Origin of the sequence: Tamlana flava, from assembly GCF_041287255.1 — a bacterium.
GTDB lineage: Bacteria > Bacteroidota > Bacteroidia > Flavobacteriales > Flavobacteriaceae > Tamlana > Tamlana flava.
In genome coordinates this window covers 384,492-398,386 of record NZ_JBGGTX010000003.1, presented here as the reverse complement: position 1 = coordinate 398,386, position 13,895 = coordinate 384,492, and the positions used below count along the sequence as shown (strand labels likewise).

The window sequence follows — 13,895 nt, the reverse complement described above, 5'->3', positions numbered from 1 at the left end:
ATTATGAAGAAAGATACATCACATATCAACTCGCTAGAAAACGAAGCGATTTATATTATGAGAGAAGTGGCGGCACAGTTTGAAAAGCCAGTGTTGCTATTTTCAGGAGGAAAAGATTCCATCACCTTGGTAAGATTGGCCGTAAAGGCATTTTACCCTGCAAAGGTGCCGTTTCCTTTAATGCACATTGATACGGGACATAACTTTCCTGAAACCATAGAGTTCAGGGATCGATTGGTTGAAGAATTAGGATTGGAGTTAATTGTTCGTAACGTTCAAGATTCCATAGACCAAGGAAAAGTAAAAGAAGAATCAGGTAGATACGCTAGTAGAAACCAATTGCAAACTACGACACTTTTGGATGCCATTGAAGAATTCAAATTTGATGCATGTATTGGAGGCGCACGTCGTGATGAAGAAAAAGCAAGGGCCAAGGAACGAATCTTTTCAGTACGAGATGATTTTGGCCAATGGGATGAAAAAAACCAACGCCCAGAATTGTTCGATATGTTGAACGGTCAAATAGAGCACGGACAAAATGTACGCGTGTTCCCAATTTCAAACTGGACGGAGTTGGATGTTTGGTCTTATATAGAAAAAGAAAATATTGAAATACCATCTATTTATTTCGCGCATAAGCGTAAGGTATTCTTAAGAGATGGCTTGATTTGGTCTGTAGACGATGAGGTGGTTTACAGAGATGACCATGAAGAAGTTATTGAGGAAATGGTACGTTTTAGAACCGTTGGTGATATGAGCTGTACAGCGGCTGTATTGTCTGAAGCTTCAACAATCTCTAAAGTTGTAGAGGAAATCAGAGATTCAACAATTTCAGAACGCGGTGCCCGAATTGATGACAAACGCTCTGAGGCAGCCATGGAGAAACGTAAACAACAAGGGTATTTTTAGCCAAAAGCTAATCAAATAAGATAAAGTTAGATTGCTTGAGCGAGAAGCTTAAAGTATAAAGCAAAAAAATAAATGGAAGTATTAAAAATTGCAACAGCAGGAAGTGTAGATGATGGAAAAAGTACGTTGATTGGGCGTATTCTCTACGATACAAAATCATTGACTACGGATAAATTGGAAGCTATTGAAAAAACAAGTAAACAACGTGGTTACGATTATTTGGATTTCTCATTGGCAACTGATGGTTTAGTAGCCGAAAGAGAACAAGGAATCACTATTGATGTGGCCCATATTTATTTTTCAACCGGAAAGAAAAGCTATATTATAGCAGATACTCCAGGCCATGTGGAGTATACCAGAAACATGGTGACAGGAGCTTCAACGTCGCAAGCATCTATCATTTTGATTGATGCACGTAAAGGCGTAATTGAGCAAACCAACCGTCATTTCTTTATCAATAATTTATTGAGGATTAAAGATGTTGTAGTAGCCATCAACAAAATGGATTTGGTGGATTATTCGGAAGAAGTTTACAATAAAATTAAAGCCGATTTTGAGGAGTTGATGAGCAAACGCGATTACCAAGACCAAAAAATCACCTTTATTCCTGTAAGTGCCTTAAAAGGAGATAATGTTGTTCACCTTTCTAATAAAATGCCTTGGTACAAAGGCGAGGCTTTATTGGAACACTTAGAGAAATTAGACAAAGCGGACATTTTTAATGTCGGTACACCTCGGTTTCCAGTACAATATGTTATTCGCCCAAAAACTGAAGAGTTTCATGATTTTAGAGGCTATGCAGGAAAAGTATATGGTGGAAATTTAAGTGTTGGTGACGATATTATTGTGTTGCCATCTAAAACCAGATCTAAGATAAAGGAGATTTATTTCTATGATGAAAAGTACGAAACGGCATCAAGACGTTCTTCAGTTACCATTACTCTAGAAAATGATATCAACGTAAGCCGTGGTGATATGATTGTTAAGGAAAATGATTTGCCTACAATCGACAAGCAGTTTACGGCCAATGTTTGCTGGATGGATTCAGATGAATTAACAACTGGTGGGAAGTATATTGTTCAGCATGGAATTAATAAGGTGTTGGCAAAAGTTGATAGAATCAATCACAAAATTCATCCAGATTATTCTGGTTTTGAAAAAGGCGTAACCAGTTTAGGTGTTAACGATATTGCTTCGGTAACCTTTAAATTAAACAAACCTATTTTCTATGATCAATTTAAAAACCATAGAACTAATGGGTCGTTTATCATAATCGATCCTCAATCCAACAATACGGTTGGTGCAGGATTCATCCAATAAAAAAAGAAAATGCAGAGTTTTAGAACAGAAATAGAAAATCCAGTTGTTGAAAGGGACATCATTGAATTAGCTAAAAAAATTGAGCTTTTCAACAACGGCAGTATAGATGAAGAAAAATTCAGGAGTCTACGTTTAGCGCGCGGGGTTTACGGTCAGCGTCAAGAAGGCGTACAAATGATTCGTATAAAATTGCCGTACGGAAAAGTAAAGAGCAATCAATTACGAAGAATTTCTGATGTTTCGGATGAATATTCCCGTGGACGTTTGCACATCACAACACGTCAAGATATCCAAATCCACTATGTGGAATTAAACAGAACCCCAGAATTGTGGGCAGAATTGGAGCGTGATGATGTAACCTTGCGAGAAGCTTGTGGTAACACGGTTAGAAACGTAACGGCAAGTGAGACGGCTGGTATCGATGTTAACGAACCCTTTGATGTATCTCCATACGCTGATGCACTTTACAAGTTTTTTCTAAGAAATCCTATTTGTCAAGAAATGGGACGAAAGTTTAAGGTGTCTTTTTCGTCTTCGGATGAAGATACTGGGTTGTCATACATGCACGACCTTGGTTTTATAGCCAAAATTAAAGATGGTGTACGCGGATTTAAAGTAATGATTGGCGGTGGTTTGGGTTCCCAACCACGACATGCCGATGTGCTTTATGATTTTATTGAAACTGATAAAATCATCCCAATAATGGAAGGTGTTTTGAGGATTTTTGATCGTCATGGCGAACGTAAAAGTCGCGCCAAAGCACGTATGAAATTCTTGATTAAGGATATTGGTTTAGAGGCTTTTAAAGAGTTAGTCACCGCTGAACAGCATGCTGTTGAGTTTAAGTCTGTAGCTATTGATGCAGATTCATATGAGGCCTCTAAACCAATAAACCTTAAAAGCATTCCTTCAGTTAAAATTAAAGACGTAAAGGCCTTTGAAACTTGGAAGTCAACCAATTTGATTCCCCAAAAACAGGAAGGTTATGTAGCTATAGGTATAAAAGTGCTTTTAGGAGATTTTTATACAGATAAAGCTAGGTTGTTGGCCGATTTGGTTGAGAAATATGCCGCTGGAGAGATACGTTTGTCTCTGCGTCAAAATATTGTCATTCCTTTTGTTAAGGAGGAATTGGTGCCATTTTTCTACACCGAATTGAAAAAATTAGGTTTTGTTGAAGCTGGTTATAACAAAGCCGTTGATATTACAGCATGTCCAGGTACAGATACCTGTAATTTGGGTATCGCCAGTAGTACAGGTATTGCAGATGAGTTGGAACGCGTTATTAAAGCTGAATACCCACAATATTTAAAGAACGACGATGTGGTGATAAAAATCAGTGGCTGTATGAATGCCTGCGGCCAACATAACATGGCCAATATTGGTTTTCAAGGCATGTCCGTTCGAACACCAGACAAATTAGTTGCTCCTGCTCTGCAAGTATTGCTAGGTGGAGGTAACCTAAAGAACGGTAACGGCCAGTTTGCCGATAAAGTTGTGAAAGTGCCAAGTAAGCGTGGACCAGAAGCTTTACGAAGAATTTTAAATGATTTTGAAGCAAATGCGAGCGGAAAATCATTTATCGAATATTACAAGGTGACAGGGGAACGCTATTTCTACGATTTGCTGAATGACCTTCAAGATGTTACCAATTTAACCCAAGATGATTTTATCGATTGGGGTGCTAAAGAAGAATATGTAAAGGAAATTGGTATTGGCGAATGTGCTGGTGTAGTTATAGATTTGATTGCGACACTATTTTTTGAAAGTGAAGAAAAAATTGAAAATGCTAAAGAATCACTAGAAAATAAAGTATATTCAAGTGCTATTTACCATGCGTACAGCTCTTTAGTAAATTCCGCGAAAGCGCTATTGTTGGCCGAAAACAAATCAACAAACACGCATGCGGGAATTATTAGCCAGTTTGATGAGCTGTTTGTGAAGTCCGGTAAGATTGATTTAGGGAGTTCTTTTTCTGAATTGATATATCAAATTAATAAATTTGCACCTACGGAAGATTTTGCAACAAAATATATAAAAGCAGCAAACCAGTTTTTAGAAGAAGTTAAGGCGTATAGAGAAGCCCAAACTGTAAAAAGACAAGCTGTTTAATTAATAATGTATGAGTATTAAAACCCCAAAATTAACCGTTGTAGGCGCTGGTCCAGGTGATGAAGATTTAATAACCCTTAAGGCGATTAAGGCTATTGACTCGGCAGATGTTATCCTGTACGATGCACTTATAAACGAATCTCTCTTAAAATATGCTTCAGAAGACGCTGAGCTTATTTTTGTTGGGAAGCGCAAGGGGTGCTATGCATTTCAGCAAGAGCAAATTAATGAATTGATTGTTTCCAAAGCCAAGGAAAAAGGACACGTTGTTCGATTAAAAGGTGGTGACCCATTTATTTTTGGACGAGGCGCCGAGGAAATTGATTATGTACGGCCATTTGGTCTGGAAACATTTGTGGTTCCTGGTATATCATCATCTGTGGCAGTGCCAGCATACCAAGGTATTCCGTTGACTAAACGAGGTATTTCCGAGAGCTTTTGGGTGGTTACGGCAACTACCAAAGCACATCAACTGTCCAATGATATTGCTTTGGCGGCAAAATCAACTGCAACGATTGTCATTTTAATGGGCATGCATAAATTGGATGATATTGTTAGGATTTTTTCCGAAGAAAACAAACAAGATAAACCAATTGCAATCATCCAAAATGGAACCAGAAACGATGAAAATGTTGGTATTGGTACCATTAGCACAATTCAAAACATTGTGGTTGAAAAACAGCTGTCATCGCCAGCAATCATCGTTATTGGCGATGTGGTTAAGGAGAGAGCTGTATTAAGTTCCATTTGTGCTGAAGTGACCAAGGAGTAAATTATGGAACGTAATAATTTATATCCCATTTTTTTAAAAGTTAGAAACTTAAACTTTCTTATAGTTGGTGGCGGCAATGTGGCTGAGGAAAAATTGACATTCCTTTTAAAGTCAAGTCCAGATGCGCACGTAACCATGGTAGCTCCTATGTTTCGGGAAGGTACAGTGTCGTTGGCTAAACAAGGAAATGTCAAGCTGATAAAAAAGAAGTACAAAAAAAAGTACTTAAAAGGAAAGCATATTGTTGTTGCAACGACCGATATTCCAGAGGTTAATATCAAGGTTCACAGGCATTGCCGAAAAAAGAGCATTTTGGTTAATGTGGCCGATAATCCACCATATTGCGATTTTTATATGGGTGGTATCGTAACCAAAGGCAACGTAAAAGTGGCTATTTCAACCAATGGAAAATCGCCAACAACGGCTAAACGTTTACGCCAGTTTTTTGAGGATGTAATTCCTGAAAATGTCGACGATTTAGTAAAAAATTTAAATGAATATAGAAAAATAATAAAAGGAGATTTCGAGGAAAAAGTGGAAACACTGAACGAATTCACCAAAGGATTAATTGAGAAAAAGAATCTTAAAAATGATTAAAACAGATATATTAATAATAGGAGCAGGACCGACAGGATTATTTGCAGTTTTCGAGGCGGGTTTGTTAAAACTAAAGTGTCATTTAATTGATGCACTGCCACAACCTGGGGGGCAATGTTCCGAGATTTATCCTAAAAAACCAATTTATGATATTCCTGGATTTCCAGAAATATTGGCAGGAGATTTAACCAGAAACTTGTTGGAGCAGGGCAAACAGTTCGAGCCTGGTTTTACGTTGGGTGAACGTGCCGAAACTATTGAAAAACAGGACGATGGTTCTTTTATTGTTACTACCAACAAAGGCACAAAACATCATGCGCCAGTAGTTGCTATTGCAGGTGGATTGGGCTCCTTTGAACCAAGAAAACCGGGGATTGACGGAATTCAAGATTTTGAAGATAATGGTGTGGAATACATTATTAAAGATCCAGAATTTTACAGAAACAAGCGTGTCGTTATTTCTGGAGGTGGTGACTCTGCATTGGATTGGAGTATCTTTTTGGCTGATGTCGCTTCCGAAGTTACGTTGATACACAGAAGGAATGAATTTAGAGGTGCTCTGGATTCTGTAGAGAAAGTAAGGGACTTGACCCAAGAAGGCAAAATCAATTTAATTACGCCTGCTGAGGTAACCGAACTACATGGTGAAGGTAAATTGGAAGCTGTAACCTATGTTAGGGACGGCGAAGCTGCTAGAGTTGAAACAGACCACTTTATTCCGTTATTTGGGTTGTCTCCAAAGTTAGGACCTATTGCCAATTGGGGACTGGAAATTGAGAAAAACGCCATTAAAGTGGATAACTCATTAAACTATCAAACCAATATACCTGGTATTTTTGCCATTGGCGATGTAAATACATATCCTGAAAAACTAAAACTGATTCTTTGTGGATTCCACGAGGCCACTTTAATGTGCCAAGCAGCCTACAGAATCATTAACCCAGGTAAAAAGTATGTGTTAAAATATACAACAGTTAGTGGTATTGATGGTTTTGATGGGTCAAGAAAAGAAGCCCCTAAAGCGGTTGTACAGGCTATTAACTAAACTTAGCTTTTATATATAATCGATCCTGTAGGATTTCTTAGGAAACCTTACAGGATTTAATGTTTAAATAAGTAGGATTTAAACGGATAAATTTTACTTTTATGAAATCAAAATTTTAGTCATTAGGACATGAAAAGTTATAATGTTTGTTTAAAGGATACCGTTAAGACATTTACTAAACGGTTGTTTTATTCCTTGTTCGATTGCCAACAGGAATTAGAACAAGAAGAATATTTAGAAAATACCTTTTACCAGATACTTTCAAAACTTCAAATAGAAAATAGTGAAAGCATTTGGAAGCAATTTAAAGCCGATTTACCCAATATTAGGAAGAAATTGGATTTAGATGCCATAGCTTTTGAAAAAAATGACCCAGCTTCGCATAGTTTAGAAGAAATTTATTTGGCTTATCCAGGGTTTTATGCCATTTCAATTTACAGGTTGAGCCATGCGCTTCATCTATTGGGAGTCTATATTTTACCAAGGATGATGAGTGAATATATTCACGGAATTACAGGAATTGATATTCACCCGGGAGCAACCATTGGTGACTCGTTTTACATTGACCACGGCACGGGTATTGTAATTGGGGAAACCTCAATCATTGGAGAAAACGTAAAAATTTATCAAGGGGTTACCTTGGGAGGTATTTCAGTGGCAAAAAGCTTGGCGTCAACCAAACGCCACCCAACTATTGAGGATAATGTATGCATTTACGCCAATGCAACAATTTTAGGAGGTGATATTTCCATTGGTGCAAACAGTGTAATTGGTGCGAACGTTTGGATAACGCAATCTGTTCCTGAAAATTCATTGGTAACCTATCAAACCGAAATAAAAATCAGACCCAAAAAGAATGGAATTCGAAAATAGCATCCTTGGACAAATAGGCAATACGCCATTAGTTGAAGCAACGCATCTTATAAATAAAAGAGGGGTAAGGTTGTTTTTAAAATTAGAAGGCAATAATCCTGGTGGGAGCGTAAAAGACCGCCCAGCTTTTAATATGATTTATGAAGCCCTGAAACGAGGTGATATTAAGAAAGGTGGTACATTGGTGGAAGCAACCAGTGGAAATACGGGTATAGCGTTGGCTTTTATATCTAAACTTTTAGGCTTGAATATGGTATTGATTATGCCGGAGAATTCCACCGAAGAACGCGTAAAAACAATGCGTGCTTATGGCGCTGAGGTTATTTTAACACCAGCTAATGTTGGTATTGAAGGCTCTCGCGATTTGGCATTTAAGCTTCGTGATGAAAAAGGCTATACATTGTTGAACCAATTTGAAAACGACGATAACTGGAAAGCCCATTACAAAACCACGGGGCCAGAAATTTGGAAGGCTACCAAAGGAAAGATAACGCACTTTGTATCTGCCATGGGAACCACAGGAACCATAATGGGCGTTTCAACCTATTTGAAAGAACAAAATAAAGACGTAACTATTGTAGGGGCACAACCCGACGATGATTCTAGAATCCCGGGCATTAGAAAGTGGCCTGAAGAATATGTTCCTAAGTTTTTCAACAGAAAAAAAGTAGACCAAGTTATAGAAGTTACCGAAGCCGATGCCAAAGCCACAACAATAAGACTTGCAAAAGAAGAAGGTGTTTTTGCAGGTATGAGTAGTGGTGGCTCTGTATATTGCGCCTTACAAATAGCAAACCAAATTGATGAAGGTGTAATTGTGGCCATTATTTGCGACCGTGGCGACAGGTATTTATCATCAACTTTGTTTGAATAGAATTTCTCAACTGGAGAGTTTTCAAATTAAATAGGAAAACAAAAATATAGTCACTACTTTTGTGCTTTATTTCCGCGAAAGCGCAAATATGTTCATTAATGTACCAAATGTTATCAAGAAAGGCAGAGGGAATAGACCCGTTGAAACCTTGGCAACCCTTTAGCTTTAAAGAAGGTGCTAAATTCTACCTAGTCCTGAACTTGTTTCAGGATTTTTTAGTAAAAACGCTAAAAGTTTAGGAAAGATAACGAAAAGTGTTTCCCAACTTTTCTTGATAATATGTAACATGCAGATTTTTAGAGCTGCACCGCAGATTTATGCTGCAAGATTTTAAAAGAAATAAAAATGGCAAATATTAAAGAAGCTTTAAAAGACCGGATTTTGGTATTGGATGGAGCCATGGGAACCATGCTTCAGCGATATAAATTCACCGAAGAAGATTTTAGAGGCGAGCGTTTTAAAGATTATCCAACGCCACTGCAGGGCAATAACGATTTGTTGTCCATCACGCAACCGGAAGCCATTAAAGCGGTTCATGCCAAATATTTTGAGGCTGGTGCAGATATTGTGGAGACCAATACATTTTCTGGAACAACCATAGCCATGGCCGATTATCAAATGGAAGATTTGGTGTATGAACTCAATTTCCAATCGGCGAAATTGGCAAGAGAGGTTGCCGATGAATTCACCAAAAAGGAACCTAACAAACCACGTTTTGTGGCCGGTTCTATTGGGCCAACAAACCGCACGGCAAGTATGTCGCCCGATGTAAATGACCCTGGTTACAGAGCAGTGACTTTTGACGAATTACGAATAGCTTATAAACAACAAGTAGAGGCATTGGTAGATGGTGGTGTAGATATTTTGTTGGTCGAAACCGTGTTCGATACATTAAATGCCAAAGCAGCTTTGTTCGCCATTGAAGAGGTAAAAGAAGAGCGAAACATTGATATTCCTATCATGTTAAGTGGGACCATTACGGATGCCTCGGGCAGAACCTTGTCAGGGCAAACGGCGGAAGCCTTTTTAATTTCTGTTTCGCACATTCCGTTGTTATCAGTTGGGTTTAATTGTGCTTTGGGTGCCAATTTATTGCAACCGCACTTGGAAGCTATTGCCAACAAAACGGATTTTGCCATTTCTGCACATCCAAATGCCGGTTTACCAAATGCATTTGGTGAGTACGATGAATCTCCTGAAGAAATGGGAGAGCAAATAGAGGAATATCTAAAAAAGAATTTAATAAACATTATTGGTGGTTGCTGTGGCACTACACCAAAGCATATAAAGGTCATTGCCAATATTGCAGCAAAATATAAACCAAGACAAGCTGTTACCCTGAGTGCAGTCAAAAGGTGATATTGAAATATTTGAATGAAAGTAAAGCAAACCAAATACATGAAACTATCAGGGTTAGAACCACTAATTCTGAATGAAAACAGTAACTTCATTAATATTGGTGAACGCACCAATGTTGCGGGCTCTCGAATGTTTCTTCGACTCATTAAAGAAGAAAAGTTTGATGAAGCTCTAGACATTGCACGTCATCAGGTAGATGGTGGTGCACAGATTATAGACATCAATATGGACGATGGGCTTATTGATGGAAAGGAAGCTATGGTTCGTTTTTTGAATTTAATAGCAGCCGAACCCGATATTTGTCGTGTGCCCATCATGATTGATAGTTCAAAATGGGACATTATTGAAGCAGGTCTTCAAGTGGTGCAAGGAAAATGTGTGGTTAATTCCATTTCGCTTAAAGAAGGTGAAGAAAAATTTATTTTGGAAGGCAAAAAGATAAAACGATATGGTGCAGCGGTAATAGTCATGGCTTTTGATGAGGTTGGTCAAGCCGATAATTACGAACGCCGTATTGAAATTGCAAAACGTTCATATGATATTTTGGTCAACAAAGTTGGATTTCCTTCGGAAGATATTATTTTCGATTTGAATGTTTTTCCAGTAGCCACAGGTATGGAGGAACACCGCAGAAATGCTATCGATTTTATTGAAGCTACCCGTTGGGTGCGCCAAAATTTGGAGAATGCCAGTGTTAGTGGTGGGGTGAGTAATGTGTCGTTTTCGTTTAGAGGCAACAATACCGTTCGTGAAGCCATGCATTCGGTGTTTTTATACCACGCTATTCAAGCGGGTATGAACATGGGTATTGTGAATCCAACCATGTTGGAGGTTTACGATGATATTCCAAAGGATTTATTAGAATATGTTGAGGATGTGATTTTAGATAGGCGTGAAGATGCCACCGAACGGCTATTGGAATTTGCCGAAACTGTTAAAGGCACAAAAGTTGAAAAAACGGTCGATTTATCTTGGCGTGAAAACGCCCTTCAAGATAGAATCACCCATGCATTGGTTAAAGGGATTGATGCGTTTATTATTGAAGATGTTGAGGAGGCCAGACAACAAGCTGAAGCTCCAATAGAAGTTATTGAAGGTCATTTAATGATAGGTATGAACGTTGTAGGCGATTTATTCGGTGCAGGAAAAATGTTTTTGCCACAAGTGGTGAAATCAGCTCGTGTTATGAAGAAGGCTGTAGCATACCTGAATCCATTTATTGAAGCTGAAAAATCGGAAGATGCTGAACCTGTTGGTAAAATATTAATGGCGACCGTTAAGGGTGATGTGCACGATATTGGTAAAAATATTGTGAGTGTGGTTTTGGCTTGTAACAATTACGAAATTGTAGATTTAGGTGTAATGGTGCCACCAGAAAAAATCATCGAAACGGCGATAAAAGAAAGAGTTGATGCTATTGGTTTATCTGGGTTAATTACGCCCTCACTTGATGAAATGGTTTATTTGGCCAAAGAAATGCAGCGTCAAAATTTCGAAATCCCGTTGCTCATTGGTGGGGCCACAACGTCAAAAGCGCATACCGCGGTTAAAATTGATACTCAATATAAAAATGCAGTGGTTCATGTTAACGATGCGTCCAGAGCGGTTACGGTTGTTGGTGATTTACTCAACAAGAAAACATCAAAAGAATATGTGGCTGATTTAAAAAGGGATTATGATGAATTCCGAACCAAGTTTTTAAAAAGAGGCAAGGAGAAATCATATATTTCATTGGAGGAAGCCCGAAAAAGAAAATATAATATTGACTGGGAAAAGAGCGAAATTGTTAAGCCAAAAGAAATGGGAGTTCAAATGCTCAAGCAACTAAGCTTAAAGGAATTGGAACCTTACATTGACTGGAGTCCGTTTTTTAGAAGTTGGGATTTACACGGTAAATTTCCAGACATTTTAAAAGATGAAAAGGTTGGTGAACACGCCGCCCAATTGTATGCTGATGCCCAAGACATGGTTAAAGACATTGTTGCAAAACAGTCTTTGAAACCAAAGGCGGTTTTTGGTCTGTTTGAAGCCAATAGCATTAATGAAGATGATATTTCTGTAAAGAGAAAAGATGAAGAAATTGCCGTTTTTAGAACCTTACGTCAGCAATTAAGTAAGCGTGAAGGCATTCCAAATATAGCTCTGGCCGATTTTATTGCACCACAGGAAACAGGAAAAACAGATTACATTGGGGCTTTTTGTGTCTCCATATTTGGAGCGCAAGAATTGGCCGAAAGTTTCAAAGAGCAACATGACGATTATAACGCCATTATGGCTCAAGCCATTGCCGATAGATTTGCCGAAGCCTTTGCTGAATATTTGCACAAACAGATAAGAACGAAGCATTGGGGCTATGCTGAAAGTGAAGATTTGAGTAACGACGAACTGATAAAAGAAAGTTATAAGGGCATTCGTCCAGCACCGGGTTATCCTGCTTGTCCGGATCATTTGGAGAAGGAAACCATTTGGGAATTGCTTGATGTTGAAAAAATAATCGGGGTAACCTTAACGGAAAGTTTGGCCATGTGGCCTGCAGCGGCTGTTTCGGGGTATTATTTTGCAAACCCAGAAGCGAAATATTTTGGGTTGGGCAAAATCAAAGATGACCAAGTATCGGATTACGCAAATCGTAAAGGTATTGATAAAGAAAAAGCTAAAAAGTGGTTGCATCCGGTAATTGCAGATTCATAAAATGAGGCAAAAATTTATAGAATTAACATTAGGCAGTTATGTGATATCTCATGGATACGACAATAAAGGCAAAGAAAAGTTGGAGCATGTGTATTCTGAGACTTTTTCTAAAAAACTAGTTGCTGTTTCTAGAATTAAATCGGTTAGTGAAAAATATATTTTAACAGATTATACGGATGGCAGATGGATTTATTGGGAGTATGAGGAAGACTATGATGCTGTTAAAAAGTTATTGTTTTAATTTGCGTTAGCGATTTTAACGGAAAGCCCACAGCTAGGTGCGAGCGAGGACTTGTAATGAAAAGCGCGACCCTTGTGGTAACGCCCAAAGAATAAAAATAGTAATTAATTTAAAGTCCCCTTTGGGGATTTAGGGGAATGAAAGTAACAGACCATATAAAACAGGCTAAAGGAAAAACATTGTTTTCTTTTGAGGTAATACCGCCTCAAAAAGGGAAAAATATTCAGGATTTATACGATAACATCGATCCGTTAATGGAGTTTAACCCGCCTTTCATTGATGTAACCACATCTAGGGAAGAATATGTTTATGTTGATAAGGGCAATGGTCTTTTAGATAAGCGCATTACTAGAATGAGACCTGGAACGGTTGGTATTTGTGCTTCTATTATGCATAAGTATAAGGTTGACGCCATTCCGCATTTGCTTTGTGGTGGTTTTACCAAAGAGGAAACGGAGTATGTTTTGGTAGATTGCCACTATCTGGGCATAGACAACGTCGTTGCATTACGCGGTGATGCTCGAAAAGATGAACCTTATTTTGTGCCAACAAAGGGCGGAAATGCCTATGCCAGTGAATTGGTGGAGCAAATAGTGAATTTAAACAATGGTAAGTATTTGCACGATGATGTAGAAATAGAACACAATTACGATTTTTGTATTGGTGTTGCTGGGTATCCTGAAAAGCACATGGAAGCTCCATCTTTGGTTACGGATTTAAGAAGACTAAAGGCCAAGGTTGATGCTGGTGCAGATTATGTGGTTACCCAAATGTTTTTTGACAATAAAAAATATTTTGACTTTGTAGACCAAGCACGGAAAATTGGTATTACAGTTCCGATTATTCCCGGAATTAAGCCTATTGCGGTAAAGCGTCATTTACAAATTTTGCCCCAAGTTTTTAAAATAGATTTGCCCCAAGACCTTATTGATGCCGTTGAAGATTGTAAGGATAACAAAGCCGTTAGGGAAGTGGGCATTGAGTTTGCCATTCAACAATCGAAGGAGTTAAAAGAGGCAGGAGTGCCCTTTTTACATTATTATTCTATGGGCAAAAGCGATAATATTAAAGCAATAGCATCAAAGTTGTTTTAAATATTACG

At 38.3% G+C, this 13,895-nt stretch carries 12 protein-coding genes and 1 riboswitch; all 12 genes read left to right on the top strand.

All coding sequences use genetic code 11. The features are described 5' to 3' along the window. Window positions 1-3 precede the first annotated feature (3 nt). The 12 genes from cysD (at window position 4) to metF (ending at window position 13,887) form a co-directional block, all read left to right on the top strand. Window positions 4-909: a sulfate adenylyltransferase subunit CysD gene (gene cysD / locus ACB104_RS10890; protein ID WP_370478658.1), complete on the top strand. Its 906-nt coding sequence runs from the start codon at window positions 4-6 to the stop codon at window positions 907-909. 72 nt (window positions 910-981) lie between these two features. Then, entirely contained in the window at window positions 982-2,229 is a 1,248-nt protein-coding gene (locus ACB104_RS10885) for a sulfate adenylyltransferase subunit 1 (protein ID WP_370478656.1), read from the top strand. Between the two features lie 9 nt (window positions 2,230-2,238). Next, complete coding sequence (locus tag ACB104_RS10880; protein ID WP_370478655.1) at window positions 2,239-4,341, top strand: ferredoxin-like domain-containing protein; 2,103 nt, start codon at window positions 2,239-2,241, stop codon at window positions 4,339-4,341. 10 nt (window positions 4,342-4,351) lie between these two features. Next, window positions 4,352-5,113 carry a uroporphyrinogen-III C-methyltransferase gene (cobA, locus tag ACB104_RS10875; RefSeq protein ID WP_370478653.1) on the top strand — a complete coding sequence of 254 codons (762 nt, stop codon included), beginning with the start codon at window positions 4,352-4,354 and terminating at the stop codon, window positions 5,111-5,113. Between the two features lie 3 nt (window positions 5,114-5,116). Next, on the top strand, window positions 5,117-5,710 hold the full coding sequence (locus tag ACB104_RS10870) for a precorrin-2 dehydrogenase/sirohydrochlorin ferrochelatase family protein (protein WP_370478651.1): 594 nt from the start codon (window positions 5,117-5,119) through the stop codon (window positions 5,708-5,710). Then, window positions 5,703-6,755 carry an NAD(P)/FAD-dependent oxidoreductase gene (locus ACB104_RS10865; RefSeq protein WP_370478650.1) on the top strand — a complete coding sequence of 351 codons (1,053 nt, stop codon included), beginning with the start codon at window positions 5,703-5,705 and terminating at the stop codon, window positions 6,753-6,755. Before ACB104_RS10870 ends, ACB104_RS10865 begins: the two co-directional genes overlap by 8 nt. Window positions 6,756-6,884: 129 nt before the next feature. Further along, window positions 6,885-7,628, top strand: coding sequence for a serine O-acetyltransferase EpsC (gene epsC, locus ACB104_RS10860; RefSeq protein WP_370478648.1), 744 nt, complete (start codon window positions 6,885-6,887; stop codon window positions 7,626-7,628). Further along, a complete protein-coding gene (gene cysM, locus ACB104_RS10855) occupies window positions 7,612-8,502 on the top strand; it encodes a cysteine synthase CysM (protein WP_370478646.1) in 891 nt (296 codons plus the stop codon). Before epsC ends, cysM begins: the two co-directional genes overlap by 17 nt. Window positions 8,503-8,609: 107 nt before the next feature. Next, window positions 8,610-8,753, top strand: a riboswitch (SAM riboswitch). 94 nt (window positions 8,754-8,847) lie between these two features. Next, window positions 8,848-9,861, top strand: coding sequence for a homocysteine S-methyltransferase family protein (locus ACB104_RS10850; protein ID WP_370478645.1), 1,014 nt, complete (start codon window positions 8,848-8,850; stop codon window positions 9,859-9,861). A 15-nt stretch (window positions 9,862-9,876) separates the two neighbouring features. After that, the gene (gene metH / locus ACB104_RS10845; RefSeq protein ID WP_370478643.1) at window positions 9,877-12,552 is read left to right on the top strand and encodes a methionine synthase; all 2,676 of its coding nucleotides are present in this window, start codon (window positions 9,877-9,879) and stop codon (window positions 12,550-12,552) included. A gap of 1 nt (window position 12,553) precedes the next feature. Then, window positions 12,554-12,793, top strand: coding sequence for a hypothetical protein (locus tag ACB104_RS10840; protein WP_370478641.1), 240 nt, complete (start codon window positions 12,554-12,556; stop codon window positions 12,791-12,793). 137 nt (window positions 12,794-12,930) lie between these two features. After that, entirely contained in the window at window positions 12,931-13,887 is a 957-nt protein-coding gene (gene metF / locus ACB104_RS10835; RefSeq protein WP_370478640.1) for a methylenetetrahydrofolate reductase [NAD(P)H], read from the top strand. The last annotated feature ends 8 nt before the right edge of the window (window positions 13,888-13,895 follow it).